The organism is Paenibacillus cookii (assembly GCF_018333375.1).
Lineage (GTDB): Bacteria > Bacillota > Bacilli > Paenibacillales > Paenibacillaceae > Paenibacillus_AQ > Paenibacillus_AQ cookii.
The window spans coordinates 51,985-76,877 of record NZ_BORW01000022.1; the positions used below are offsets into that span (position 1 = coordinate 51,985).

The window sequence follows — 24,893 nt, forward strand, 5'->3', positions numbered from 1 at the left end:
GCCAAGAGAGCTGCCGGGAGATCACTCAAAAACAGGGGGAAACCAAAAGATGATCAAGATGAAAAAATCGCTTCTCATGCTGTGCACGTTGGCGCTGGTTGTTATGCTGGCCGCATGCGGCAGCAAAAATACCGAAGACACGAGCAGCGCTTCCGGCGCTGCGACAGACGATAAATCCTCGGCCACGGAACTGAGCGGCTCGATCCTGGCGGTCGGCTCGACGGCGCTTCAACCGCTCGTCGAACAAGCTGCGCAAAAATTCATGGCGGAATCCCAATACTCCAAAATCCAGGTTCAAGTGCAAGGCGGCGGCAGCGGCACCGGTTTGACGCAAGTTGCAGGCGGGCAAGCCGACATCGGCAACTCCGACGTATTTGCGGAAGAAAAGCTGAAAGACGAAGCCAAAGACCTGGTTGACCACCAGGTGGCGGTTGTGGCCATGGCGGCGGTAACCAATCCGGACGTCGGCGTAGACAGCCTGACGAAGCAGCAGCTGGTCGATATTTTCACGGGTAAAGTCACGAACTGGAAAGAAGTCGGCGGCAAAGACGAAAAAATCGTCATCGTCAACCGTCCGGCAAGCTCCGGCACCCGCAAAACTTTCGAAAAATACGCGCTGGGTACTTCGACCGAAGATCTGAAAGGTTCCATCCAGGAAGAATCCTCCGGCACGGTCAAAAAAATCGTGGCTGAAAGCCCAGGGGCGATCGGTTACCTGGCACTCTCTTACCTGGACGACAAAGTGAAAGTGCTCAAATACGAAGGCGTGGAAGCAACGGTTGAAAACGTAACGTCCGGCAAATATCCGGTATGGGCTTACGAGCATATGTACACGAAAGGCGAACCTAAGCCTGAAGTCAAAGCATTCCTTGATTACATCGCTTCGGATGCCGTTCAAAACGGCGACGTCGTAGAGCTTGGCTACATTCCGGTCAGCAAAATGGAAGTCAAACGCGACGCCGAAGGCAACATTACGAAGTAAGCCCTGACCGGGCGCAAAACCTCATGGCAAGAAAGAGGCGAAAGGGAATTTCGCCTCTATTTTCACATTAGAAAGAAGGACAACGATGAAAACCATTGATGAAAGGCCTGTTCAAGTTCAGCCTGCGCGCGGCACCCGCTGGAAAAAACATCATGCTGAAGATGTCGCGGGCCGGAGCTATACGTTCATTTGCGCGGCTCTGCTCATTGTCATCATATTATCCATCGTCTATTTCGTCGCGTCCAAAGGACTTGCGACTTTCTTTCGCGATGGCGTCAGCCTGAGCGATTTTTTGTTCGGCACCACCTGGGACCCGGAAGGCAATAACGGCGAGCCGATGTACGGCGTGCTGCCGTTTATCTTCGGGTCGTTCGCCACGTCGCTGCTGGCTGCGCTGATCGCAAGCCCGCTCAGCATCTGCGCTTCGCTGTTCATGACCGAAATCGTGCCCGGCTGGGGCAAAAAGCTGCTGCAGCCCGTCATCGAGCTGCTCGCCGGCATCCCTTCGGTCGTTTACGGCTTTATCGGCCTGACCGTCGTCGTGCCTTTTTTGCGGAACGTGTTCCCCGGACAAGGGATCGGGATCGCGGCGGGGGCCATCGTTCTTTCCGTCATGATTTTGCCGACGATCACGAGCGTGGCGGCGGACGCGCTGGCGTCGCTGCCGCGCGGCTTGAAGGAGTCTTCGTTTGCGCTGGGGGCGACCCGCTGGCAGACGATCTCCAGAGTTATTTTGCCAACCGTTTTGCCTTCTATTCTGACGGGCGTCGTGCTGGGGATGGCTCGCGCCTTCGGCGAAGCGCTGGCCGTGCAGATGGTTATCGGCAACGCGCCGCATATTCCGCGGTCGCTGTTTGAATCGGCATCGACGCTTACGAGCGTCATTACGCTGGATATGGGCAACACCGTCATGGGATCCGCGCACAGCAACGCGCTGTGGAGCATGGCGCTTGCGCTGATGTTCATGACCTTCGTATTCGTTATGATCGTCCGGCTTTTGGAAAGGAGACATCGGATTTGAGAGCGAAACTGACCGACAAAATAGCAACTTTCTTCATCGTGGTGTTTTCCTTGTTGATCGTCGCGGTGCTTGTAGGCCTGATCGGCTTTATTCTGGTGCGGGGGCTCAGCCATATCGACTGGCATTTCCTGACCTCCGTTCCGCAAACGATCCGCGAAGGGGGCGGCATCGGCCCGCAGCTGTTCAACTCCTTGTTTTTGCTGGTTCTGACCCTGATCATTACGATTCCGCTCGGACTCGGCGCAGGGATTTACATGGCCGAATACGCGAAGCCGGGCAAAATCACCGGCACGATCCGGCTGGTCGTCGAAGTGTTGTCCTCGTTTCCGTCGATCGTGGTCGGTTTGTTCGGCCTGCTGCTGATCGTCAATACGTTCGGTTTCGGATTTTCGCTGTTCTCCGGCGCGCTGGTGCTGACGATTTTCAACCTGCCGCTGATGGTGCGGATTACGGAGCAGGCGTTCCGCAGCGTGCCGAAGGAGCAGAAGGAGGCGGGGCTTGCGCTCGGGCTGTCCAAATGGAAAATCATTTCCTCGGTCCTGTTCCCGGTGGCTCTTCCAAGCATCGTGACCGGTACGGTTTTGGCCGCCGGCAGGGTGTTCGGGGAAGCGGCAGCGCTGCTCTTTACGGCAGGGATGTCCACGCCGCGCCTGGATTTCACCAATTGGAACCCGCTTAGCCCGACGTCGCCGATCAATCCGTTCCGTCCGGCCGAAACGCTGGCCGTGCATATTTGGAAAATCAACAGCGAAGGCCTGGCGCCGGACGCGGCCCAAATCGCCGCAGGCGCATCGGCCGTGCTCGTCATTCTCGTGCTGCTGTTTAATCTGTTCGCTAGGTGGCTTGGCGGCGTGTTGTACAAAGCGATGACGGCATCCAAGCGCATGGGATAGGAGGGACATCATACATGAACAACGCAACGTTTCGAACAGAACATCTCAGCGTATTTTACGGGCAATACGAAGCGGTTAAAAATATCAGCCTGAGTTTCCCGGAAAAAAGCGTCACCGCCCTGATCGGTCCTTCGGGCTGCGGCAAATCGACGTTTTTGCGCTCCTTGAACCGGATGAACGACGAAATTTCCCAGGCCAAAATCAAAGGGCGCATCTGGATCGACGGGGTGGACATCAACGACCCGGGCACCGACGTCATTCAGCTTCGCCAAAAAATCGGCATGGTCTGGCAGAAGCCGAACCCGTTTTATAAATCCATTTACGAAAATATCGCCTTCGGGCCGAAATACCATGGCATCAAAAATAAAGCAGAGCTGGATGAAATCGTGGAGACAAGCCTGCGCAAAGCGGCGCTGTGGGACGAGGTCAAAGACCGCCTGAAGCAGTCGGCCTTGTCCTTGTCCGGCGGCCAGCAGCAGCGTCTCTGCATCGCAAGGGCCTTATCCGTCAAACCGGGCATTTTGCTGCTCGACGAGCCGGCTTCGGCGCTCGACCCGGTATCGACGGCGAAAGTCGAGGAGCTGATTACAGACCTGAAAAAGGAACTCAGCATCGTCATCGTTACCCATAACATGCAGCAGGCGGCGCGCATTTCCGATTACACCGCGTATTTTTATTTGGGAAGCTTGATGGAGCATGATACGACGGAAAAAATCTTTACGAATCCCGAGCAGCAGATGACGCAGGATTACATTTCGGGAAGGTTCGGTTAATTGTTCTCCGCCGGAACCGCTGTCCGTGCCAAAAAAAAGGGTACCCCCAGGTTCGCTGAACCTTCGGGGATACCCTTTTTGGCATGCTCTTTTCGAACCCGCTATCTGACGATCATGACCGCACAGTGGGCATGCTGCACGACGCTGTGGCTGACGCTGCCGATCAGCAGTTCCGACATCAGGCCGATGCCCCGGCTGCCCATGACGATCAGGTCGGCGTGCTGCTCCTCGGCCGTTTTGCAAATGACGGAAGCGGGGTCTCCGGTTTTGGTGTACGTTTCGTAACCGATCCCCTGCTTGGAGAGGGATGCCGTGGCCGGAGCCAATACTTTTTCTCCTTCTTCCCGGATGTGCTCCTCCAAATCGATGCCTACAGGCGGCTCGTTGATGGAGATGGAGGGATTCACATGAAGAAGCGCCAGCTCCGGCATGTTTTTCAAGCTTTGCATGAGCCGTACGGCCGTATCCAGCGCGCGGCGGGCATGCTCGGAACCGTCAAGCGGCACGAGAATTCGATTATACATGAAGAGGACCTCCTTTTAATGGCCTTCCGCCCGGTCAACATGCTTCAGATGACGGCGGCTGGCAAGTAAAACGATGACACCAATAAATACCATCAATCCGCCAAAATAAAACGGCGTTTCGGCATGGTACCATTCCGAAAGCTTGCCGGCGAGCCAAGGAGAAACGGCGCCCCCAAGGAAACGGACGAAGCTGTATGCCGCGGAAGCGACGGAACGTTCCACCGGTGCAGCCTGCATGACGGCCGTCGTGATCAGCGTGTTGTTGATGCCGAGGAAAATGCCGGCCACGATGACGCAGACGATGACGGTTTTCGGCGAGTGGTTGTACGTGCCGATCCCCATGATGACGAGGACGATCGTAAACAGCGTAAGCACCGTGCAAATCGATTTCACGACGCTAAACCGTTTTTGCAGCTTCGGAGCGACAAATACGGACGTGAAGGCAAGCAGGATGCCCCAGCCGAAGAAGACGTAACCGAGACCGTGCTCATCCAGTTCCATGACGTACGGAGAGTAGGCCATCAGCGTGAAAAAGCCGAAGTTGTACAGGAATGCGGTGATTCCGAGCGTCAGCAGGGCCGGATAGGACAGCGCTTTGAACGGGTCGGCCAGGGTGCTGGCTTTTTTCGGCTTCGGAATGGACGGAAGCATAAAGATGATGAAGATGAAAGCAAGAAGCATAAGGACCGCAACGCCGAAAAACGGTCCGCGCCAGCTGATGGAGCCGAGCTCCCCGCCAAGCAGCGGTCCGACCGAAATGCCGAGGCCAAGCGCGGCTTCGTACAGGATGATCGCTTTAGCCGTGCCGGACGTGGACAGGCCGACGATGGCGGACAAGGCGGTAGCGATAAACAGGGCGTTGCCCAGTCCCCAGCCTCCGCGGAAGCCGACGATTTGGCCGATCGTGTCCGAGAATCCCCCAAGCGCGGAGAAGATGATGATGAGCAAAATGCCGGTAAGCAATGTTTTTTTGATGCCGATCCGGCTGGAAATGACGCCGGTAATGAGCATGGCTACCCCGGTCACCAGGTTGTAGCTGGTAAACAGGAGGGATACCTGGCTTTTGCTGGCATGCAGCTGCGCGGCGATCGCAGGCAAAATCGGGTCGACGAGTCCGAGACCCATAAAAGAGATGACGCAGGCAAAGGCGATCGCCCATACCGCTTTGGGCTGGGAAAGCAGCCCGGCTTTCCTCTGTTCAAGTTCCAGAGGTTCGGTTGCGTTAGACTTCATGGAATACATTACCTCACTTTTTTGTAAATGATTTTTCATTTTTCAGAAGTGCGCATCACAAGAAAACGGGGCTTCAAGGCTTTGCCGAGAAAAAAGGACCCCATTGCTCCTGGTTCGGGCGCTTCGGTCCGTTTCCCCCCATCGAATGCGTGACCGAAAGCGCCGAGACGGTCCTTCGTCCGTTCCGCCCGGTCTGCATCGCCTTCATTTTTACGATTTTATGGCAAATCCATTCGAGTTGCTTGTCGAGCGATTGCCGCATGTGCGGGAAGCATGCCCGCGCTTATAAATCCGGCGACATCCATCATTTTAATCCTATATAACGTTAACGTCAACGTTAACTTTTGAGTGGACGCCATTTGTGCGTGCCGTTTTTCTCCGGAGCTATTTGTTCGAAGCCGTAGTTAATATGCCCAAACGAAAACAGCTCTATAAGCCGGAAGGATTGCCGGATCATAGAGCTGTTTGCCAAGGGTTGGCTTGGTAAACGCCGTATTTTGGTTAGGATTCGTTTAAAACGCAGTCCGCAAACAGGATGAATTTCGGGATGCGGAAAAAAAGCTCGGCCCGGTCCTGAAAGCTTGGGGATGGCAAGGTTCCTTGGTGCAGCCATTTGCGAAACGTGCCGGGGTGGATGTCCATCCATTCGCTGACGTCGCTGACCGAAAGGTCATGGACCATGCAAAGCCCCGTTAAAATTTTGTTGTCGACAGGCGAACGGGTTAACGTTCTCCGCATGAATCTGGACGGCGAAGGCTGACATATGATCGGGCTGCTCGAAGTTACGGAGCGGTTAAACAGGATATGGTGGGGATACCCGAGAAACTGGCATACTTTGTCCAGATTTTTTTTGCCGGGGATCCGGCCTTCATACACCCAGGCGCTGACGCTTCGGGAGGAGACGCCGAGCTCCTCGGCAAGCTGCGACAGCTTGATGTCGTTGACCATCAGCACCGCCAGCAACACCCGGTTGCGGATCTGGCAGCGGGAAGGCTTGCGAAAGCGTTTGACGCGAATGCCTTTTCCCAAATATTTGCGGTTGATCAGAGACCACGCCTGAATTGAATGCTGTTCTTGTTGTGTAGGCATATTTCCTCCGAAGATTTTTCTTCAAATTCTACATTTTAAAAGGCTTCTTTTCAATAGTAACTATCGCCCATTTTTATGCCTTTCTTCCTAGTGCGTTATGCATTTTTCGACATTTGCAGGCTGTTGGTCACAAACGAGCTTCTATGAATCTCCTTGATTTCCTAATATTTACGAAAAGATGACAGCAATGGTTACTGAATTGAAATTGAAACGACAGGCGGAGTCGGGTACAATGCAGAGGAACTAGATTGCTAGATTCGAAGTTTGGATTTGAGGAAAATGGTTTAATAGATTCCTTGAGACTGCAAATCTATGCAAAATACGCGTAAAAGGTTGGTAGAGAGAAGTGAAAAAGGTTTTGCAATGCTCCAAATGGATGTTATCCCTGATCCTGGTCTTCGGCTGCATTTTTTCCGCCGGACAAGGCAGCGCGTCTGCGGCGGGGAGTTCGGCGGGCGCCGCGACGTCGTCCGTATTCGTTGCCGTGAACGACACGCTGGTTACTTATCCAATGTCGCCCATCATACATAAAGGCACTTTATACGTTCCTTTGGTTCAAACCGCTTCGGCCATGAATCTTACGGTGCAATACGCAAAGGGGAACGTGAAGCTGACCCATCGGGGCGGCGCTTCGGCGACGCTTCCGGCAGACGGCAAAAACACGCTCGTCAAAAACGGCAGAACGTTCATTTCGTTCCGGATTTTAAGCCAAAAGTTCGGGTTTGCGCTGTCGTATTTGCCGAAACAAAACCTGTACCGCGCAATAAACGGCGGGGCGGCGCTGACGGATGCGCAGCTGGCAAACAAATACGCCGGTTATATCCAGCAGCATAAGCCGAAAACGCCGACGCCGACGACCAAGCCGGCGGCAGGAGCGAGAACGATTTATATTACCTTTGACGACGGTCCGTCCCCGTATACGCCGCAGCTGCTCAATGTTTTGAAACAGTATAAGGTAAAAGCGACGTTTTTCATGCTCGGCAACCAAATCGCCCATCATCCCGCATCCGTGGCGCGCCTCGTCAAGGAAGGGCACGGCGTAGGCTTGCACGGCATGACGCATCAGAAGGACAAGTTCTATGCATCGCCGGCTTCGGCGCTGAACGAAATGAACATGGACAATGCCAAACTGCACCAGGCCGCGAACGTGTACACGAAGCTGATCCGGGTGCCTTACGGCAGCAAACCGTATTTTACGAAAGTTTACCGCGACCAGACGGCTGCTTACGGTTATCGCCTGTGGGATTGGAACATCGACTCCAATGACTGGAGATACCAAAGCAACCCGCAAAAAATTTACGACAATGTCATGAGAGACGTCAAAAACATGAAGAAAAAAGGAGTCACCCCGATCGTCTTGTTCCACGACCAGCATGCAACGGTAACGATTTTGCCGAAGCTGATCAAGGCCATTCAGGCGGAAGGTTACACGTTTAAGCCGCTGACGAACGATATGAAGCCGATGAACTTCTGGAACGACGAACGATAATCTTGCATTTTTAAGACATAATATACCACAGCAGCATCCGCTACCTCGCGCGAATCTATGAAATAGGCCGGCAATCAAGGCGATTCGGCTTCGCAGAACGTGTCCTCCCTTCATAAGATATAGAAGATGATAGGAAGGGAGGCGCAGTTTTATGAATTCACTTGCCGTCAATAGCATCAGCGCGCTCGCCGGCAGTATTATCGCGATGGCATTCGGGGGATGGGATCCATTGCTGTGTTTTTTTTTGTTCACCATCGTGGTCGATTACGTGACCGGTTTGCTGGCTTCGATCAAGGAAGGATCCGGTTTGAAAAGCGACGTCGGCTTCTGGGGCTTGACGCGGAAGGCGCTTATGCTGGTGGTCATTGTTTTGGCCCATCAGATGGACGTGCTTCTTATGGGAGGGACCGATGTCCTCAAAACGGGAGCTATTTATTTCTATTTGGCGAACGAGCTGATATCGATCACGGAAAACTACGGACGGCTTGGACTGCCCATGCCCGACAAATTGCGGAGAATGATAGCGGTGCTGAAAAACAAAGACAGCGACAAAGAGAAGGACCCGCCGAAACGATAACCTCTCCCGGATGCTTCTCTTTCCCAAAGCGGGAGGATATGGTATATTTTTTTTGTAACCTTACGACTCGTACAAGGAGAACAGGCCATGATCAAGCATATCGTTTTCATTAAATTGCAAGACCGATCTCCGGAAAGCGTTGACAAAACGGCGGCCGTGTTGCGTGCCATGGAAGGGAAGATCCCGCAGCTGCGCGCGATCGAGGTAGGCGTTGACATCGTTCATTCGGAACGTTCGTTCGATATCGCCCTGGTGACCGAATTTGCTTCCCTGGACGATTTGCAGGCATACCAAGTGCATCCCGTCCATCAGGAAGTCATTCGCCATTTGAACGAAACGAAAGAATTATCCCTTAGCGTTGATTACGAAATCTAGCAGATAGGAAGTACGAATTATGAGCGATCTGGAATATCCAATGGAAACATTGTTCCTGCTTTTCGTATTTGTCGCAGCGATTTTCGTCATGTTTTTCTGGCTGAAGCGCCGCGGCAAAAAAGGCAAATAACATTCGCAGCTTGGAGGTACAAACCGTGTATTATGTAAATCAGGAGCAGATTCAGCTTCGTCTGGGCACGATTCCGGAAATTGCCGAAGCTCTCAAGCGGACGGCCGAAGCCTGGGATGGCAGCGTCATGCTCGGCATGGTTCAGGAACGGGCGCTGCATTTGGCGATCGAGGTCGTTACCGATGTCGGCAGTTATTTGATCGACGGCTTTATTATGCGGGATGCCAGCAGCTACGAAGATATTATGGAAATCAACCATGAAGAGAAGGTATTCGATGACGATATTTACCGCGTGCTTCGCGAGCTGGTCGGCCTCCGCAAGCCGTTGGTTCAGGAGTACTATTCCTGGAAACGCGCCGAGATTCACCCGCTCACGCCGGTGCTGCCGGACATTCTGGACCGATTTGCCGTTCAGGTGCGGGAATATATCCGGCAAGAGCTTGGACATTAATCGTCGTTTCTTAAAGCCTGCATGGACTGCTTAAGCCCATCCTGAAGACCGGATCGGGCTTGTTGTTTTTTCGCGGGCCGATTTTTTTTCGAAATACGCCTAGTCCTTTGTGTCAGGACAATCTCCCCGTGCTTATAATATCCTAACAAATGGGCATTAGCCCGTAAGGGTGAAGGGAGTGACACCGTCATGTCGGAATGGGGCGCCATAGGGTTTGCCTGCGGATTCGCGATATTCGCCGTTTTTGGGCTGATTCTGCTGCACACGATCCGGAGAGTGCTGCTTCGAACCGAGGATGTGCTTGGAAAAGCGGGGCATGAGATTTCGCAGCTTGCCGCCGAGTCCAAGGAGCTGCTTGCGCAGACCTCGGCGACGCTTTCGCAGCTGAAAGCCAGGACCGAGGAAGTCAAGCCGTTCTGCGAGTCGCTGAAGCTTGCGGGCGAAAGCCTGTCGAACACGGTCCAGCGGGCGGACGCCATTGCGCAGCTCGTGACCGATACGGCCATGGAACGCTTGGAAAAAGCGCGCCGGGAAAACGAGCTTCGTCTGGCGGAAGCTTTCCGGTGGCTGGATGCGGGGTTATCCGTATGGCAATCCATCAAACGGCAGTCGCCATCCCCTGCGGACGATGATGCCTGAGCGCAAAGGAGAGATCAGAGCGATGAAGGAAAAAAACAAAAGCTTGTTGTGGGGCGCGTTAATCGGCAGCGTGGTAGGTTCGGTCACGGCACTTCTCTTGGCGCCGAAATCCGGCAAGGAACTTCGTCAAGATATCGCTGAAGGCGCAAGAACGATCGGCACGAAAACGCAGGAGTTTGCAGGGAAGGTCAGCGAGCAGGGCGTTACCTTGATCGAAAGGGTGAAGGACACGGCCGGCAACGTCATTTCGGATATCCGCGGATGGCGCAAGACGGACGAAGACGAAGAAGAGGTCGAGCTGGCTCAAATCTCATCGATCCAGGAACGCGGCGAAAAGACCGTCGTCTCAAGCAAAGATTCGAAAGAAGACGCCGGAGAGCTGTAATCGGCAGGCGTTGCGGGCGGGTCCGTTCCCCATGGTCAGGGGATAACCGGGCCTGCTTTTGCTGCGTTTTTGCGCGGGCAGCGGCTTCCGCCGTATTTGGCATCATTAGCGTAAATGCCGGAGGTACCTTTGGCATCACCCGTTCATATGTTAGCAAATGAAAGAGCATAAATCGACAAGAAGGAAGCGGTGTGTTCGTGCAGCAAGCAATCGCGATATTAGACTCGGGCGTGGGGGGATTGACGGTCGTCAAAGAGATCATGAGACAGCTCCCACGGGAAAAAATCATTTATTTCGGAGATACCGCCCGCACGCCATACGGACCCCGTTCGTCCGAAGAAGTGAGAAAATTTACGGAACAAATCGTTGATTTTCTCAGCCAGTTCAATCCCAAGGCGATCGTCATCGCCTGCAACACGGCAACGGCCGCGGCGCTGGAATATATTTCGGAAAAGGTGCCCATTCCGGTCATCGGCGTGATTCACCCCGGTGCAAGGGCGGCCATCAGCGCCACGAAAACCGGTCATATCGGCGTCATCGGTACGACCGGAACGATCCGGAGCGGCGCGTACACGGCGGCCTTGAAGCAGCTTTCCCCTTATGTGCACGTGGTGAGCGAAGCTTGCCCCGGGCTTGTTCCGCTTGTGGAACAGGGACAATTCCGGTCGAACGAAACGACGTCCGTCGTTGAGGCATCCCTCCAAAACATGCGAAGCTCTTCGATCGACTGCCTGATTTTGGGCTGCACGCATTATCCGTTTTTGAGAGATACGATACAAGAGGTCATGGGAGAGCAGGTGAAGCTGATCAGCTCGGCGGACGAGACGGCGAGGGAGGTCAGCACGATCCTGTACGACAAGGGGCAGCTTGCAAGCAGCGACGAAAGCCCCGTGCATCAATTTTTTTGCAGCGGAGACCCGGAAATGTTCCAGAAAATCGCCAAAACCTGGTTGGGCGAGCAAATCCGGCGAACTCCCGTCGTCTGGCAGGTTTCAAAATTCATGGAAGACTAAGCCAAGGAAAGGGCTCCGGAATCGCCGCGAGCCTTTTCCTTTTTTGATTTATGGGCTTCGTTCGATCATCCCCCTTCTTGTTCGGTGCCCCCTCAAATCGAAATCAAAGCTTCGCTTGGTGGGGGCATAGAAGCATGGTCCAAGGCATCGGCGTCATAAAATCAAAAAAGCACGATCACATGCGGCTGCCGCGCAGTCCGCAGGAAAGGAAGACGCCATGCAGCAATATACCGTTAACAAAGGGGATACGCTGGATCGGATCGCCGCCAGCAGAGGGTTATCCCGCACCCATATTATCAATGCGAATCCTTGGGTTGGAGAACAGCCTTACCTGGTGCCGGGACAAATCATATTTTTGCCGTCCTCCCCGCGGAGGAGATATGTCATACAGCCGGGAGACAGCCCGGATAAGGTAGCGGCTGCTTTTCGCATTCGGGAGGCTTCCTTGCTCGAAATGAATCCCGGGCTTTCCCGCAGCTATTTTCCGGAGGGGCGGGTGCTGGTGCTGCCCCATGCCGAAAGCGACCGGATCGTCCGCCTTGAAGGAGAATACGGCTATAGGCATCTGTGCCGCGACATCGTCAGGCTGTCGGAGGCGTATCCGCGGCTTTCCTCGGGAACGATCGGCGAAAGCGTGCTGGGCAAGCCGATCCCTTACGTCAAAATCGGCAACGGGAAAAAGGTGATTCATGTGAACGCTTCCATCCATGCCAACGAATGGATCACGACCCCATGCATCATGCATTTCATAGAGGAGTATGCGGCGGCCCTGAAGTCGGGCATGCGCTGGAACGGCTACGATCCCCGCCAGTGGTTCGAGCAGTGCACCCTTTGGGTGGTGCCGATGGTCAATCCGGACGGGGTGGAACTGGTCCAGGAGGGCGTCCAGCCGAGCAATCCGTATTACGGCATGCTGACGGCATGGAATGGAGGCCGAAGCGATTACCGCCATTGGAAGGCCAACATCAACGGCGTCGATCTGGGCGACCAGTTTCCTGCCCATTGGGACGAAGAGGTCCAGCGGCGCGGGAAAAAATCCCCCGGGCCGAGGGACTATGCGGGCACTTCGCCATTGTCCGAGCCGGAAGCGGAGGCGCTTGCGGCATTTACGCTCAAAACGTCGCCGGATGCGGCCGTTTCGCTGCACAGTCAGGGGCAGGAGATTTATTGGAACTACCGCAATTACGAACCGAAGGAAAGCCGGGAATGGTCGCGAAGGCTCGGCCAGGCCAGCGGCTACCGTCCCGTGAAGCTGGAAGGCAGCGATGCGGGGTATAAGGACTGGTTTATCCAGGAATTCAGGCGCCCGGGTTTTACCGTCGAGATCGGGCTCGGCAAAAATCCGCTTCCTTTGGAGGATTTCGACAACATCGCTCTGGAAACGGGATTGGTCGTAGGCGAACTGATGTCGATATGAAAAGGTTAATGAAACATTTTCTGTAAAGATACGTATACTACAGGTGAGGAGGCGGCCGCAGCCGTATCGGAGTGGTTGTCTCCTCTTGCGATGATCATGAAGGTGCCCCGAAAGGCCAGATGAAGGGAGCGGTGAGCATGAAATGGAGAAAGCTGCTGTCGATCAGGCGCCTGTCGCATATGCCCGGCCAATTATGGATGTATCTCACATCCCCGCAAGTTTCCTTTGTGGACAAGCTTCTTTTTTTGGTTCCGGTCGGGCTGTATTGGGTTTTGCCGGACGTGATGCCTTTTGTCCCGATCGACGATATCGGCGTCACGCTTATTGTCATGGGCTGGTTCGTCGCCCGAATGGAACGGAAGTATCCGTCCATCAAGCTGCCTCCGCCGGGGGGGAACCGCTGAAGCAGTCCTTGCGGGCTTGCACGGATTCTTTTAAGATAAAAGGTACATGCAGCGGCGCGCCAGCCTGGCGCCGGCAGGCATGTTGCTGTTGATTGGGCAATATGATTTTATCCTCAGGAACGGGAGATGTCGTGAAGCGATGAAATGCAAAATTACGCGCAATGCGGCCAAAGTGCTGCAAAAAGAACTGGATAAAGAGGAAAACCGCGATCTGAAGCTTCGCGTGCTCGTCACGCATGCCCACGGAGATCACGCCCACTATGGATTGGATTTGGACAAGCCGGGCGAAAACGACGAAGTCGTCAGCACGGACAAAAACATCGATGTGCTGCTGGACCGGAACGAGCCGATGCTGGACGGGGTCAAAATCGATTATTTGTATTTCCCCGAGGAAGGTTTCGTCATCACCAATCCGTCGAAGGGCAATCGCGGCGACCATTAAACCGCGGTGGTTCCGGGTTGCAGGAAAAAGAGGGCGTCACGCATAGTTCCTCGCGCGAAGCTCCATCCTATAGGGTGGATAGCAACTTTTCGAGTGAAGGAGAGAGCAGCCCATGGCATCCAGATACGATTCCAGCCTGCAATCGCAAAATCCGATTTCCCAAGCCCAAAATTCCGTGGAGAAGCTGCATTATGCGGTGTCTCAAGCGATGTCCCATCCGAACGAACGGATGATCGAGCAGGCGCAAAACCGTCTGGCCCATACGGAACAGGCCGTACGCCAAGCGGGCAACAGCCTGAACGGACAAGCCGTGGAATTGGCCGAAGAAATGCTGGCAGAGGAAAAAAGCCGTCTGGCTTCCCTTACGTCCCGCCAGCAAGGAGAACAAACGAAATAAGTTGCGTGTCTAAAATCCTGCGAAGCCCAGCTTTGCAGGATTTTTTATACAGGATTTTTTTAAGCATAAACTAGTCCGCAGGAGGACTCATGCCGGCCGGCACGAAAAGGAACGGCTTTTATTGGAAGCGGACGGGTGTGCTATAATGGACATGCATTTACGATAAAATTGTTTAAGGGGAAGGAGCGGATCCAACATGAAGCATATTGCCGACCGCACGACGCTGAACAATGGAGTCACCATGCCATGGTTTGGCTTCGGTACATATCAGGCCAAGGGCGACGAAGTGTACGAAGCCGTCAAGGTTGCGCTGGAAGCGGGATACCGGAGCATCGACACCGCCGCCGTCTACGGCAACGAGAAAGAAGTCGGCAGGGCGATTGCCGACAGCGGCATTGCCGGAGACGACCTGTTCGTAACGACGAAGGTCTGGAACGACGATCAGGGGTACGACTCCACGCTGCACGCTTTTGAAGCAAGCCGGAAGCGGCTTGGACTTGACGTGATCGACCTGTATTTGATCCACTGGCCGGGCAAGGATAAATTCAAGGACACCTGGAAAGCGATGGAACGCCTTTACGAAGAAGGCAGCATCCGCGCCATCGGCGTCAGCAATTTCCATGTTCACCATCTGGAAGAGCTTCTGAAGGACAGCCGCGTCGTTCCGGCGGTCAATCAGGTCGAGCTTCACCCGCGCCTGAGCCAGCGTCAGCTTCGGGAATACTGCCGCTCGCACGGCATTCAGATCGAAGCCTGGAGCCCGCTTATGAAAGGAAGATTAAGCGATAACGAGACGCTGCTGGAGATTGCCGGGAAATACGGCAAAAGCCCGGCGCAGGTCATTTTGCGCTGGAACCTCCAAAGCGGGATCGTGACGATTCCGAAATCCGTTACCCCTTCGCGCATTCGGGAAAACGCGGACATTTTCGATTTTGAGCTGACTTCGTCCGAGCTGGAACGAATCGATGCGCTGAATGAGGATCGGCGGGTCGGAACGAATCCGGACGAGCTGATGTTTTAAGCAGGGAACGTTCGCATTGAACGGACGGTATCCATAACATTGTTTTTTTGCCGAAAAACCCCGGACCTTCTTCTTTCGGAAGGAGGCCGGGGTTTTGGCGTGTGTTTCAAGGTTTGGCGCGAACCGTTTGTCCGCGTGGAGATTAGGGCTTGCGCGGCGGAAGCGGGCCGAAAAACTGGTAATATTGGCATTCGATCCGTCCGTTATACAGCTTGCGCCGTTTATCCGCTTTCCGTCCGAAATAATGCTCGAACTGCTTCGTCGGACTGATGGCGAAAAAGGACCAGGTCGGCAGCTGGGCGGCGGTAAAGCCGAGCTGGCGGATCATTTTTTCGACTTCGTCTTTTTCGCTCAAGCGTTCGCCGTAAGGCGGGTTCGTGATCAGGCAGCCGTAGTCGCCCTCGGGTTTGATTTTGGCGGCGGGCAGGACGTGAAACGCGATATCGCGCCCGAAGCCGGCGCTTTTTGCGGACGCTTGGGCGATTTCGATCGCCTTCGGGTCGATGTCGCTGCCGGTAAGCTGGAGCGGCTCATCGTCGCGAACGGCATCGAAGGCTTCCTCCCGGGCTTCGCTCCAAAGCCGCTCGGGAATGATGCGCCAATGCTCGGAAGGAAACGAACGGCGCAGTCCGGGCGCGATGTTCCAGCTCATCATGGCGGCCTCGATCAGGATGGTGCCCGAGCCGCAGAACGGGTCGTACAGCGGGCGGGAAACGTTCCAGCGGCTGAGCTGGAGCATGGCGGCGGCCATCGTTTCCTTGATCGGCGCTTCCGTCACGAGTTTGCGGTACCCGCGTTTATGCAAAGCCGGACCCGTCGTGTCCAGCGTCAGGAGCGCGACGTCTTTGTGCAGGTTCACTTCGATGACGTAACGGGCGCCGTTTTCCTGGAACCAGTCCGTGCGGTAACTTTGCTTGAGCTTCTCCACGATCGCTTTTTTTACGATGCCTTGGCAGGCGGGGACGCTGCTCAGCTGCGAGTGATGCGAGCGCCCTTCGACGGGAAATTCCCCGTCAACGGGAATCCATTGCTCCCAAGGGAGCGCTTTGGTTCCTTCGAACAGCTCGTCGAAGGTTTTGGCCGGAAACTCTCCCATTTTGACGAGGATCCGGTCCGAGGTACGAAGCCACAGGTTGCAGCGGCAGATGTCTTGCAGATCGCCGGCGAAGGTAACGCGTCCGTTTTCGACCTCCATGTCGCTGTAACCCAATTCTTTAAGTTCGCGCGCCACGATCGACTCCAGGCCCATCGGTGCGGTAGCAATCAATTGCAAGCGGGACATAAGCTTTTTTTCAACTCCATTTTCGTCAGGTGCGATTCGTATGTAACCTAAGCGCCGGCTGGGCCGACGGAATTGGATTGAATCCCTCCAATTTCATTCTATAATAGTATAGGGTAACGCAAGGCGAGACACAAACCTTTTAAGGCTTTCGATTTTTGAATGCGAATGTGAGGAGAATTCATGTATGAATCCTGAAGAATACGCGGACCGTTTTCTTGAAAATGATGAGCTGCTGGCCCGCGTCCAACAAAATATCGCGGATCGAGGCATGCCGGCCATTTCGATCGCGCCGGGATACGGACGTCTGCTGACGATGCTGGTGGCGGCGACCAAAGCGGAACAGGTGCTGGAGATCGGGGCTTTGGGCGGCTACAGCGGAATCTGTCTGGCCCGAGGATTGTCTCCGGAGGGACGGTTAACGTCGCTGGAGCTGAAGCAGGACTATGCCGACCTGGCGTTAGCGCATCTCACGGAAGCGGGATTTGGCCATCAGGTCGAATTCAAGGTGGGGCTGGCGGCGGAAAGCCTCGAACAACTGAAGCAGGAAGGCCGGACCTTCGATTTCTTTTTTATCGATGCCGATAAGGAGAATTATCCGGTATACCTTGAATATGCCATCGAACTGGCCAATCCCGGGGCGATCATTGCCGGGGACAACACGTTTTTGCGCGGCAGAACGCTGAACCCGGACAAAAACGGGCCTTCGGTGCAGGCGATGCGCCGTTTCAACGAGCTGATGGCGACCGATGAACGACTGATCGGCACGATTTTGCCGGCGTACGACGGATTGGCCGTAGCGATGGTGAAGCCGCGTCAGCCTTAAATCCGCGCAGGCCAAAAAAGGTGGGCAGGATAGATCCTGCGCCACCTTTTTTTCGAATGCCCGCCAAAACCATCGGACGGTCTTTTACGGGGACATGCCGGATTTGCCGGTTCCGATTACCGGAACTGCGGCGAATTGCCTTTCTTATACAGCTTAAGCCGCACCCACACCATGTTGAGCAGAAGCAGGCATCCCGATATGATAAACAATCCCTCGATGCCGATAAAGCCGGATAAAAATCCGCCGACGAGCGCGCCCAGCATGTTGCCGAGCGCCAGCGTGCTCGTGTTGAAACCGAAGGCCCGGCTTTCCATGCCGTCCGGCGTGTACGAACGGATCAGCGCATTGACGCTCGGGAGCAGGCCGCCCATAAAAACGCCCATCAGGAAACGGACGATGATCAGCTGCCATACCGATTGGACGAAGGCCTGCGGAATCAGCATCACTCCGGCGCCGATCAGGGCATAGGTCAAAATGCGGTGCGCCCCCACTTTGTCGCTCAGCTTGCCGAGAATCGGCGAGGTGATCATGTTGGACAAACCGGTGACGGCGCTGACCATGCCCGCCCAGAAGGCCAAATTCGCGGCGGATGCATGCAGCTTCTCGACGTACAGCGGCAGCAGCGACATCGGGCTCATCATCGCAAACTGCAGCAGGAAGGTCACGGCGAACAGGGCCGGAAGCTGCGGGATTTTCGTCAGCTCCTTGAAGCCGGCAAGCACGGACGCCTGCGGGATTTTTGCCGCTTGTTCGCGGTTGAAATTTTCTTTGACCAGGAACAGGGCCAGCAGGGAAGCCGCAAAAATAAGTACGCCGATGATATAGAAAATAGGACGGAATCCGAACAAATCCGCAAGGCCCCCGCCGATCAAAGGCCCAAGAATGGTTCCCGCCACCGAGCCGGACTGCATGATTCCCATCGCAAAACCCATCCGTTCTTTCGGGGTCGTACTTGACACCAGCGAAATCGAAGCGGGGTTAAAGCCGGAGATCGTTCCGTTCAGCAGCCGGAGCAGCAGAAGCTCCCAGGGGGTGCGGGCAAACCCCATCAGCGTGATGACGATCGCCATGCCGAAGCCGGAGCGGAGCAGCATGATTTTCCGGCCGTACCGGTCGGCCAGCTTGCCCCAAAGCGGCTGGAAAATAAAAGACGTCATAAAGTTGGCGGCAAAAATCAAACCCGCCCATAAGCCGATCTCATGCTCGCCCCGCACGCCCAGATCTTTCGCCAGATACAGGGACAGGAACGGGGTGATCATGGTCATTCCGGAGTTGACCAGAAACTGGCCGATCCAAAGCACAATCAAATTGACTTTCCACGATTTCAATGTGCTTTTCACTTCCTTTCTCTTGTGACTGCAAATTCAGCATGAAAAACACAGGTTATTCCAGTATAGCATATTTACCCAAAGGACCATGTCACAGTTGTCATACTATTGTCACCCGAACGGAAAGACATCCGGTTGTTACCGACTTTTAAAAAGGGCATAATATAGATTAGAGAAATTCTAAAAAACATTGGAGGCCCCTTCATGACCTACAACGATACGCTCATACGCGCCAGCTACAAGCAGGAAACGGATCATGTTCCTGTCTGGTATATGAGGCAAGCGGGCAGGTACGACCCTGAATACCGCAAAATCAAAGAGAAATATTCGCTGCTTGAAATTTGCCGGCAGCCGGAGCTTGCGGCCGAAATCACGATGATGCCCGTACGGAAGCTTGGCGTGGATGCCGCGATTTTGTATTCGGACATCATGAATCCGGTCGCTTCGCTCGGTGTCGATTTCGATATCGTCAAAAATATCGGTCCCGTGATCGATAACCCGATTCGGAGCAAGGCGGATGTGGAGAAGCTTCGTCCGATCGACGTGGACAAGGACTTATCCCATATCATGGAAACCATTCGCATCCTCGACAAAGAGCTTGAGGTGCCTCTCATCACGTTTGCCGGAGCGCCGTTTACGATTGCGAGCTACTTGATCGAAGGCCGTCCGTCCAAAAGCTATATTTTGACGAAAACGCTGATGTACAGCGAACCTGAAGTGTGGAAGCTGCTGATGGATAAGCTTGGCGATATGGTCATTACATATGTGCGGTCCCATATCGAAAACGGCGGCAAAGCGTTCCAGCTGTTCGACAGCTGGGTCGGAGCGCTTGCCCCGAAGGATTTCCAAACGTATGTCCTGCCTACCATTACCCGTATCTTTGCCGAACTTTCGGATTTGAATGTACCGAAAATATATTTTCCGGGCGTCAGCTCCGGCGAGCTGCTCCCGACGCTGAAAGAGCTTCAGGCGGACGTCATCGGGCTCGACTGGCGGGTATCCATCGCGGAAGGCCGCAAGCGCACGGGCGGCAAATTTGCGGTGCAGGGCAACCTGGATCCCTATATTTTGACGGCCCCTATGGAAACCATTAAACAATATGCCAAGGAATTGATTGATGAAGGGATCCGGGAGCCGGGATATATTTTCAACCTGGGGCACGGCCTGTTCCCGGAGGCATCGCTGGATAAACTCAAGGAATTGACGGATTATATTCATGAGTACTCGGCGGCGGCGTTAAAAAACAAGTAAGATTTCGCATGAAATCCTATATAGAGCGAAACCATCAAGTTCAATATTTAAGTTAAGAGGTGACTGCTTCGTGAAAACCAAAATCGGCGTTCTCGTCATGTCCTACGGCACTCCGGAAAGCATGGAAGGCATTGAGGCATACTATACGCATATCCGCCGCGGACATGCGCCATCCCCCGAGCAGCTGGAAGAGCTGTCGGATCGTTACAAAGCCATCGTGGGCGGCGTGTTCCCGCTTCGCGAAAACACGAACAACCAGGTGGAGAACCTGCAGGAAGCGCTGGATACGGACAGCCGTCTGCTTGACGTGGAATACGTCTGCTATCAAGGGCTGAAACACGCGAGTCCGTTTATCGAAGACGGCGTGGAGCAGATGGCCAAGGACGGCATCAAAAAAGCGGTGGGCATCGTGCTGGCCCCCCATTATTCCACGATGAGCGTCGAAAGCTACGTCAAACGCGCCCAGGCCAAAGCGGACGAAGTCGGGGTCCAATTCACTTTCGTCAAAAGCTATCACCTGCATCCGCAGCTGATCGAAGCGTTCAGCCGCCGGGTGAACGCGAAGCTCGACCTGTTCAAGGAAGCGGGAGCCGAACGCGGCGAAGTCCGCGTTTTGTTCAGCGCGCACAGCCTTCCGGAAAGAATTTTGAGCATGGGCGATCCGTACCCGGAGCAGCTGCTCGAGACCTCCCGGGCCATTGCCGAACAGACTGGCGTTACGTCCTGGCAGTTTGCATGGCAAAGCGCCGGGCGCACCGCCGAGCCGTGGCTTGGTCCGGACATCCTCGATACGCTGCGGAACCTCAGCAAAGAGCAGGTCAAAAACGTGCTGGTCGCTCCGATCGGCTTCGTATCCGACCATCTCGAAGTGCTGTACGACTTGGATATCGAAGCCCAGGAAGTCGCCAAAGAGCTGGACATGCGCCTCATGCGCATCGACATGCTGAACAGCGACCCGCTGTATATGGAGACGCTGCGCGACGCAATCGTCGAACAGCTTCAAAAATCGAAATTGGCCTAAAACGGGACATCGTTAAAGGAACCCTCCGCTTGCGGGGGGTTCTATTTGCTTCTGAGGGCCTGATATAATAGTATGGATTCTGGAGGAAATCTACTAAAAATTAGGATTTTCAAAGATTCCAAACTGTTTATTTTAAGGAGGAGCGATGTATCCGCCGAGGTCACAAAAAAAACGAACCGGTTCCAAGAACCGGAAAAAGAAGCAGAGACGGCTGTGGCTCACCCTCAACGCTTGTTTGCTTCTGATGATTGTCATTTTGCTTGCTACTTATTTTCTTGCCGAAAATCGTGGCGCGGCAGGAGTCCCGCCGCAGCAGCCGTCATCCGCGAATACGGAACGGAACGAAACCGCGGCCAAGGATAACGGCACGGCGCCGGACTCCGATGCGGGCTCCAAGAAAGATGAGCCTGAAGCCGAGGCTGCCGATCCGGCGAAGGAGGAGCCTGCAGAGAAGCCGGATAAGCCGGGAAAGGCGCAATCGCAAACGCAGCAGACGGGAGAAACACAGGAGAACGATGGGCAAAAACAGCCGCCGCAGCAGAACAAGGACAATCCGCCGGCAGATGCCGCCGATCAAGGAGACGGCGGGAAAGACGCCGGTGCCGAGGACTCTGAAGCGGCAAAGGAACATAGTATAATGAAGGATGACGGGAAATCCGTCACGATCCATTTTGTCGGGGACATGATTTTTTCGGGCAAAGTGGAAACGCTGCTTGAAAAAAACGGTTACTCATACCCGTTTCATTATTTGGGAGACATGTTCAAAAAAGACGATCTTACGCTCGGCAATCTGGAGACGCCTGTCACGACGGGCGGAGTAAGCGCCCAAAACAAACAATTCGTGTTCAAGTCCTCGCCGCAAGCGCTGGAAGCGCTGCGGGCCGCGGGGATGGATGTGGTCAATCTCGGCAACAACCATATTCTCGACCAAGGCGAGGTCGGTTTGCTGGATACGATCAACTATTTGGATCAAAGCGGCATCCAGTACGTCGGCGCAGGGAAAGACGCGGATCGCGCTTATCAACCGGTGTATTTCGAGCGCGGAGGCATGAAGATCGCCGTCATCGGCGCGAGCCGGGTTTACCCGGAGACGAACTGGGCGGCCGGAACGAACAAGCCCGGCGTGGCCAGCGCTTACGATAAGGCATCGCGCGTCATCGCCACGATCGGCGAAGCCCGCAAAAAAGCCGATCTCGTCATCGTCATGGTGCACTGGGGGATCGAACGCGCCCTTACGCCGAACGATATTCAAAAAAAGCTGGGGCATGATTTTATCGATGCGGGGGCCGACCTGATTATTGGCGGGCATCCCCATGTTCTGCAAGGCTTGGAGCAGTATAAGGGAAAATGGATTGCTTACAGTACAGGCAACTTTATTTTCACGAAATCGGGCACGCCGTCGACGTGGAAAACGGCCGTATTTCAAGCGACATGCAAAAAGTCGGGCTGCAGCATGAAGCTGGTGCCGTTCCATGCGGAGCTTGGCCAGCCCGTACCGATGAATGCGCAGGAGGGAAGCCAGCTCATGAAAGAGCTGCAAAATCTATCGATCGGCGGCGTCAAAATTTCCGGGGACGGCGTCGTAACGCCGGGATCTTAAGCAGGCTAACTTTGAAACCTTACGTTTGGGGGGAGAAGGATGAACAATCTGTGCGTGGCTCATCGCGGTTTTTCGGGTATAGCGCCGGAGAACACGATGGCTGCTTTTCGAATGGCTATAGCCGAACCCTTTGTTCAGTGGATCGAAATCGATACCCAGCTTACGATCGACGGGATTCCCGTGGTCATCCATGATTTTACCCTGGACCGGACGACGACCGGCACGGGCAAAGTAAAGGATTATACGTGGCAGCAGCTTCTCCGGTTCGACGCAGGAAGCTGGAAAAGCAGGGATTACCACGGAGAGCGGATTCCTTCTCTCACCGAGGTGCTTCATCTTTGCTGCGGCCGGGTCCGGCTTAACATCGAGCTTAAAACGTCGGGAAACATGTACCCGGGATTGGAGCAGGCGGTGATCGACCGGGTCGCTTCGTATCATATGGAGCAGGACGTCGTGCTGACTTCCTTTGACGCCGGGGCGCTCCGTAAAGTGAAGGAAATCAATCCGGATATTCAAACCGGTCTGATCATCGATGCCAAACCAAAGGACCTTGTCGAGCGGCTTCAGGCGTTGGGATGCTCCTTCTTGTCGATCGGCCATCCGAATTTGGACCCGGAGCTGTTTCAAAGACTGAAAGCGGCAGGCATCGAGGTGATGGCCTGGACCGTCGACGACGCCAGAAGGATGAGACGGATCGCGGATATTTCCCCGGAAATCTTGATCTGCACCAACCGGCCGGATGTGTGGAAAAAAACGTTTATGGGCTAGACGGGAACATCTACATTTTTTACTAGCAAAGGATGGGAATAGGATGATTCAAAACGTGTATTGTGTCGGTCGCAACTACAGGCTGCATGCCGCCGAGCTTGGAAACGACGTGCCGGATGAGCCGATGATTTTTTTGAAGCCGTCCCATGCGGTCGCCCGCTTGGCGGGTCAGACGCTCGAGCTACCGCAAAACAAAGGGGGGGTTCATTACGAGGGAGAACTTGTTCTTCGCGTGCGCCGCTCCTATGAGCCGGGCATCAAGGTGGATGACCTGATAGGCCAAATGGCGCTTGGCATCGATTTTACGCTGCGGGATGTGCAGACGGGCATCAAGAAAAAAGGACATCCATGGACGGCCGCCAAAGGCTTTAAAAACGCCGCGCCGATTTCCGAATTCATCGATTTTCCCGGAGCGGAGGCGGCAGAGGGCGAAGACTTCACGGTACGCCGAAACGGCAAGGAAGTGCAGCGCGGAAATATTAAGGATATGATTTTCCCTTTGCAGGAGATTGTCGATTATATCGGCGCGAATTACGGACTTGGCGAAGGGGATGTCATTTTTACGGGCACGCCCGCCGGGGTGGGTCCTTGCGCTGCCGGCGATACGTTTGAGCTGTATTGGGGAGAACGTCTTCTCGGAAGCTGCGTGATCGGTTGACATGTTCTGGCTGATCGGCGCGTTTTGCGCCTTTGTCGTCGCCGGAGGAGCCTACTGGAAAAAGTCGCTCACCTTCTCGGGGGCGGCTGCCGCGTTTGTCATGGGCACGGTTTATTTTGGCGCGGGTAATTTGTTATGGTTCGGCACGCTGCTTGTGTTTTTTGTCAGCTCTTCGCTGCTGTCGAAGTTCAAACAAGCAAATAAAGAAGAACTCGAAAAATCCTATGCCAAAACCGGCAGGCGGGACGCCGGTCAAGTATTTGCCAACGGCGGCGCGGGCATGCTGCTGTGCATATTTCATGCCGTATGGCCTCACCCGGGTTGGATTTACGCCTTTATCGGCGTCATGGCGGCCGTGACGGCCGACACCTGGGCGACCGAATGGGGAGGGCTCAGCCGCAGGCCGCCGCGTTCCGTGCTGACGGGAAAAATCGTTCCTCCCGGCACGTCGGGGGGCGTCACGTTGATGGGCAGCGCAGCCGCCGCGGTCGGCGGGCTTGCCATTGCGTTGTTCGCCTGGTTGTTCGCCTTGTGGACCCGGACGGACGCCGCCTGGTTGGGCTTATGGCTTGCAGGGCTTGCCGGCGGGCTCGCCGGCGCGTTTGCCGATTCCTTTCTGGGGGCGACCGTGCAGGTCATGTACCGATGCCCTGTATGCGGCAAAGACGTGGAAGTGCTTGAGCATTGCGGACGGCCGACCCGCCGGATTCGCGGATGGCGCTGGATGAACAACGACGCGGTCAATTTTATTTCTTCCTGCGTCGGCGGTCTGGCGGCGTGGCTGCTGGCCTTGGCGCTCTGATCGGATCGAATTTCATAAAACCGTCCGGATTCGGACGGTTTTATTGCTTCCATGGGCGGGCGACGGACGGCTCACCTGTTCCTATCGGACCTAACCGTATGCTAA

Annotated in this window: 28 protein-coding genes; 23 read left to right on the top strand and 5 right to left on the bottom strand. The window is 54.8% G+C overall.

Features of this window, described 5'->3' with window-relative positions; genetic code table 11:
- Positions 1–58 precede the first annotated feature (58 nt).
- The 4 genes from KI367_RS18090 to pstB all read left to right on the top strand — a co-directional run bounded on the left by KI367_RS18090 (position 59) and on the right by pstB (position 3,669).
- Complete coding sequence (locus tag KI367_RS18090) at positions 59–982, top strand: phosphate ABC transporter substrate-binding protein (protein ID WP_212951410.1); 924 nt, start codon at positions 59–61, stop codon at positions 980–982.
- An 85-nt stretch (positions 983–1,067) separates the two neighbouring features.
- On the top strand, positions 1,068–2,003 hold the full coding sequence (pstC, locus tag KI367_RS18095) for a phosphate ABC transporter permease subunit PstC (protein ID WP_036706604.1): 936 nt from the start codon (positions 1,068–1,070) through the stop codon (positions 2,001–2,003).
- Positions 2,000–2,896 carry a phosphate ABC transporter permease PstA gene (pstA, locus tag KI367_RS18100; protein WP_036706608.1) on the top strand — a complete coding sequence of 299 codons (897 nt, stop codon included), beginning with the start codon at positions 2,000–2,002 and terminating at the stop codon, positions 2,894–2,896. Before pstC ends, pstA begins: the two co-directional genes overlap by 4 nt.
- Positions 2,897–2,910: 14 nt before the next feature.
- A complete protein-coding gene (gene pstB / locus KI367_RS18105; RefSeq protein WP_212951375.1) occupies positions 2,911–3,669 on the top strand; it encodes a phosphate ABC transporter ATP-binding protein PstB in 759 nt (252 codons plus the stop codon).
- A 101-nt stretch (positions 3,670–3,770) separates the two neighbouring features.
- Here the strand turns inward: pstB and KI367_RS18110 are convergent, their stop codons facing one another.
- The 3 genes from KI367_RS18110 to KI367_RS18120 form a co-directional block, all read right to left on the bottom strand.
- Complete coding sequence (locus tag KI367_RS18110) at positions 3,771–4,193, bottom strand: universal stress protein (protein ID WP_212951377.1); 423 nt, start codon at positions 4,191–4,193, stop codon at positions 3,771–3,773.
- A 15-nt stretch (positions 4,194–4,208) separates the two neighbouring features.
- Positions 4,209–5,426 (bottom strand): MFS transporter, encoded by a 1,218-nt coding sequence (locus KI367_RS18115; protein ID WP_036706615.1) that lies wholly within the window; start codon positions 5,424–5,426, stop codon positions 4,209–4,211.
- Between the two features lie 501 nt (positions 5,427–5,927).
- Positions 5,928–6,515 (bottom strand): helix-turn-helix domain-containing protein, encoded by a 588-nt coding sequence (locus KI367_RS18120; RefSeq protein WP_212951379.1) that lies wholly within the window; start codon positions 6,513–6,515, stop codon positions 5,928–5,930.
- A 346-nt stretch (positions 6,516–6,861) separates the two neighbouring features.
- Here KI367_RS18120 and KI367_RS18125 point away from each other — a divergent pair, with 346 nt between their 5' ends.
- From KI367_RS18125 to KI367_RS18180, 12 genes are all read left to right on the top strand, one after another.
- Positions 6,862–8,004 carry a polysaccharide deacetylase family protein gene (locus KI367_RS18125; protein WP_212951380.1) on the top strand — a complete coding sequence of 381 codons (1,143 nt, stop codon included), beginning with the start codon at positions 6,862–6,864 and terminating at the stop codon, positions 8,002–8,004.
- Between the two features lie 151 nt (positions 8,005–8,155).
- Positions 8,156–8,581 carry a phage holin family protein gene (locus KI367_RS18130; RefSeq protein ID WP_212951382.1) on the top strand — a complete coding sequence of 142 codons (426 nt, stop codon included), beginning with the start codon at positions 8,156–8,158 and terminating at the stop codon, positions 8,579–8,581.
- An 87-nt stretch (positions 8,582–8,668) separates the two neighbouring features.
- A complete protein-coding gene (locus KI367_RS18135; protein ID WP_036706623.1) occupies positions 8,669–8,956 on the top strand; it encodes a Dabb family protein in 288 nt (95 codons plus the stop codon).
- Between the two features lie 155 nt (positions 8,957–9,111).
- Positions 9,112–9,537, top strand: a complete 426-nt coding sequence (locus KI367_RS18140; RefSeq protein WP_036706625.1) for a DUF86 domain-containing protein — start codon at positions 9,112–9,114, stop codon at positions 9,535–9,537.
- A 189-nt stretch (positions 9,538–9,726) separates the two neighbouring features.
- Positions 9,727–10,176, top strand: coding sequence for a DUF948 domain-containing protein (locus KI367_RS18145; RefSeq protein ID WP_036706628.1), 450 nt, complete (start codon positions 9,727–9,729; stop codon positions 10,174–10,176).
- Positions 10,177–10,198: 22 nt separating this feature from the next.
- A complete protein-coding gene (locus KI367_RS18150) occupies positions 10,199–10,561 on the top strand; it encodes a YtxH domain-containing protein (protein WP_036706632.1) in 363 nt (120 codons plus the stop codon).
- Between the two features lie 197 nt (positions 10,562–10,758).
- A complete protein-coding gene (racE, locus tag KI367_RS18155; RefSeq protein WP_281422512.1) occupies positions 10,759–11,574 on the top strand; it encodes a glutamate racemase in 816 nt (271 codons plus the stop codon).
- 217 nt (positions 11,575–11,791) lie between these two features.
- The gene (locus KI367_RS18160; RefSeq protein ID WP_212951385.1) at positions 11,792–12,991 is read left to right on the top strand and encodes a M14 family metallopeptidase; all 1,200 of its coding nucleotides are present in this window, start codon (positions 11,792–11,794) and stop codon (positions 12,989–12,991) included.
- Positions 12,992–13,128: 137 nt separating this feature from the next.
- Entirely contained in the window at positions 13,129–13,395 is a 267-nt protein-coding gene (locus KI367_RS18165) for a hypothetical protein (protein ID WP_036706844.1), read from the top strand.
- A gap of 139 nt (positions 13,396–13,534) precedes the next feature.
- The gene (locus KI367_RS18170; protein WP_036706845.1) at positions 13,535–13,837 is read left to right on the top strand and encodes a heme biosynthesis protein HemY; all 303 of its coding nucleotides are present in this window, start codon (positions 13,535–13,537) and stop codon (positions 13,835–13,837) included.
- Between the two features lie 112 nt (positions 13,838–13,949).
- Complete coding sequence (locus KI367_RS18175; protein WP_036706634.1) at positions 13,950–14,234, top strand: hypothetical protein; 285 nt, start codon at positions 13,950–13,952, stop codon at positions 14,232–14,234.
- Between the two features lie 196 nt (positions 14,235–14,430).
- Positions 14,431–15,255, top strand: a complete 825-nt coding sequence (locus tag KI367_RS18180; RefSeq protein WP_212951388.1) for an aldo/keto reductase — start codon at positions 14,431–14,433, stop codon at positions 15,253–15,255.
- A gap of 142 nt (positions 15,256–15,397) precedes the next feature.
- Here KI367_RS18180 and KI367_RS18185 read toward each other — a convergent pair whose 3' ends face one another.
- On the bottom strand, positions 15,398–16,537 hold the full coding sequence (locus KI367_RS18185; RefSeq protein WP_212951390.1) for a THUMP domain-containing class I SAM-dependent RNA methyltransferase: 1,140 nt from the start codon (positions 16,535–16,537) through the stop codon (positions 15,398–15,400).
- A 184-nt stretch (positions 16,538–16,721) separates the two neighbouring features.
- Between KI367_RS18185 and KI367_RS18190 the strand changes: the two genes are divergently transcribed.
- Positions 16,722–17,360 (top strand): O-methyltransferase, encoded by a 639-nt coding sequence (locus tag KI367_RS18190; protein ID WP_212951392.1) that lies wholly within the window; start codon positions 16,722–16,724, stop codon positions 17,358–17,360.
- 116 nt (positions 17,361–17,476) lie between these two features.
- Here the strand turns inward: KI367_RS18190 and KI367_RS18195 are convergent, their stop codons facing one another.
- Positions 17,477–18,688 (bottom strand): MFS transporter, encoded by a 1,212-nt coding sequence (locus tag KI367_RS18195; protein ID WP_212951393.1) that lies wholly within the window; start codon positions 18,686–18,688, stop codon positions 17,477–17,479.
- A 204-nt stretch (positions 18,689–18,892) separates the two neighbouring features.
- Here KI367_RS18195 and hemE point away from each other — a divergent pair, with 204 nt between their 5' ends.
- The 6 genes from hemE to KI367_RS18225 all read left to right on the top strand — a co-directional run bounded on the left by hemE (position 18,893) and on the right by KI367_RS18225 (position 24,788).
- Positions 18,893–19,939 (top strand): uroporphyrinogen decarboxylase, encoded by a 1,047-nt coding sequence (gene hemE, locus KI367_RS18200; RefSeq protein WP_212951395.1) that lies wholly within the window; start codon positions 18,893–18,895, stop codon positions 19,937–19,939.
- Between the two features lie 70 nt (positions 19,940–20,009).
- On the top strand, positions 20,010–20,960 hold the full coding sequence (gene hemH / locus KI367_RS18205; RefSeq protein WP_212951397.1) for a ferrochelatase: 951 nt from the start codon (positions 20,010–20,012) through the stop codon (positions 20,958–20,960).
- Between the two features lie 145 nt (positions 20,961–21,105).
- On the top strand, positions 21,106–22,560 hold the full coding sequence (locus tag KI367_RS18210; RefSeq protein ID WP_212951399.1) for a CapA family protein: 1,455 nt from the start codon (positions 21,106–21,108) through the stop codon (positions 22,558–22,560).
- Between the two features lie 39 nt (positions 22,561–22,599).
- Entirely contained in the window at positions 22,600–23,328 is a 729-nt protein-coding gene (locus KI367_RS18215; RefSeq protein ID WP_036706640.1) for a glycerophosphodiester phosphodiesterase, read from the top strand.
- A 43-nt stretch (positions 23,329–23,371) separates the two neighbouring features.
- Positions 23,372–23,986 (top strand): fumarylacetoacetate hydrolase family protein, encoded by a 615-nt coding sequence (locus KI367_RS18220; RefSeq protein ID WP_036706644.1) that lies wholly within the window; start codon positions 23,372–23,374, stop codon positions 23,984–23,986.
- 1 nt (position 23,987) lies between these two features.
- Positions 23,988–24,788, top strand: a complete 801-nt coding sequence (locus KI367_RS18225; protein WP_036706648.1) for a DUF92 domain-containing protein — start codon at positions 23,988–23,990, stop codon at positions 24,786–24,788.
- Positions 24,789–24,893: the final 105 nt, after the last annotated feature.

Excerpts from the sequence above, each read along its gene's own strand:
- KI367_RS18090 (WP_212951410.1), top strand. The coding sequence starts at position 59 with ATGAAAAAATCGCTTCTCATGCTGTGCACGTTGGCGCTGGTTGTTATG.
- pstC (WP_036706604.1), top strand. The coding sequence starts at position 1,068 with ATGAAAACCATTGATGAAAGGCCTGTTCAAGTTCAGCCTGCGCGCGGC.
- pstB (WP_212951375.1), top strand. The coding sequence starts at position 2,911 with ATGAACAACGCAACGTTTCGAACAGAACATCTCAGCGTATTTTACGGG.
- KI367_RS18110 (WP_212951377.1), bottom strand. The coding sequence starts at position 4,193 with ATGTATAATCGAATTCTCGTGCCGCTTGACGGTTCCGAGCATGCCCGC.
- KI367_RS18115 (WP_036706615.1), bottom strand. The coding sequence starts at position 5,426 with ATGAAGTCTAACGCAACCGAACCTCTGGAACTTGAACAGAGGAAAGCC.
- KI367_RS18120 (WP_212951379.1), bottom strand. The coding sequence starts at position 6,515 with ATGCCTACACAACAAGAACAGCATTCAATTCAGGCGTGGTCTCTGATC.
- KI367_RS18130 (WP_212951382.1), top strand. The coding sequence starts at position 8,156 with ATGAATTCACTTGCCGTCAATAGCATCAGCGCGCTCGCCGGCAGTATT.
- KI367_RS18135 (WP_036706623.1), top strand. The coding sequence starts at position 8,669 with ATGATCAAGCATATCGTTTTCATTAAATTGCAAGACCGATCTCCGGAA.
- KI367_RS18145 (WP_036706628.1), top strand. The coding sequence starts at position 9,727 with ATGTCGGAATGGGGCGCCATAGGGTTTGCCTGCGGATTCGCGATATTC.
- KI367_RS18150 (WP_036706632.1), top strand. The coding sequence starts at position 10,199 with ATGAAGGAAAAAAACAAAAGCTTGTTGTGGGGCGCGTTAATCGGCAGC.
- KI367_RS18160 (WP_212951385.1), top strand. The coding sequence starts at position 11,792 with ATGCAGCAATATACCGTTAACAAAGGGGATACGCTGGATCGGATCGCC.
- KI367_RS18165 (WP_036706844.1), top strand. The coding sequence starts at position 13,129 with ATGAAATGGAGAAAGCTGCTGTCGATCAGGCGCCTGTCGCATATGCCC.
- KI367_RS18170 (WP_036706845.1), top strand. The coding sequence starts at position 13,535 with ATGAAATGCAAAATTACGCGCAATGCGGCCAAAGTGCTGCAAAAAGAA.
- KI367_RS18175 (WP_036706634.1), top strand. The coding sequence starts at position 13,950 with ATGGCATCCAGATACGATTCCAGCCTGCAATCGCAAAATCCGATTTCC.
- KI367_RS18180 (WP_212951388.1), top strand. The coding sequence starts at position 14,431 with ATGAAGCATATTGCCGACCGCACGACGCTGAACAATGGAGTCACCATG.
- KI367_RS18185 (WP_212951390.1), bottom strand. The coding sequence starts at position 16,537 with ATGTCCCGCTTGCAATTGATTGCTACCGCACCGATGGGCCTGGAGTCG.
- KI367_RS18190 (WP_212951392.1), top strand. The coding sequence starts at position 16,722 with ATGAATCCTGAAGAATACGCGGACCGTTTTCTTGAAAATGATGAGCTG.
- hemE (WP_212951395.1), top strand. The coding sequence starts at position 18,893 with ATGACCTACAACGATACGCTCATACGCGCCAGCTACAAGCAGGAAACG.
- KI367_RS18210 (WP_212951399.1), top strand. The coding sequence starts at position 21,106 with ATGTATCCGCCGAGGTCACAAAAAAAACGAACCGGTTCCAAGAACCGG.
- KI367_RS18215 (WP_036706640.1), top strand. The coding sequence starts at position 22,600 with ATGAACAATCTGTGCGTGGCTCATCGCGGTTTTTCGGGTATAGCGCCG.
- KI367_RS18220 (WP_036706644.1), top strand. The coding sequence starts at position 23,372 with ATGATTCAAAACGTGTATTGTGTCGGTCGCAACTACAGGCTGCATGCC.
- KI367_RS18225 (WP_036706648.1), top strand. The coding sequence starts at position 23,988 with ATGTTCTGGCTGATCGGCGCGTTTTGCGCCTTTGTCGTCGCCGGAGGA.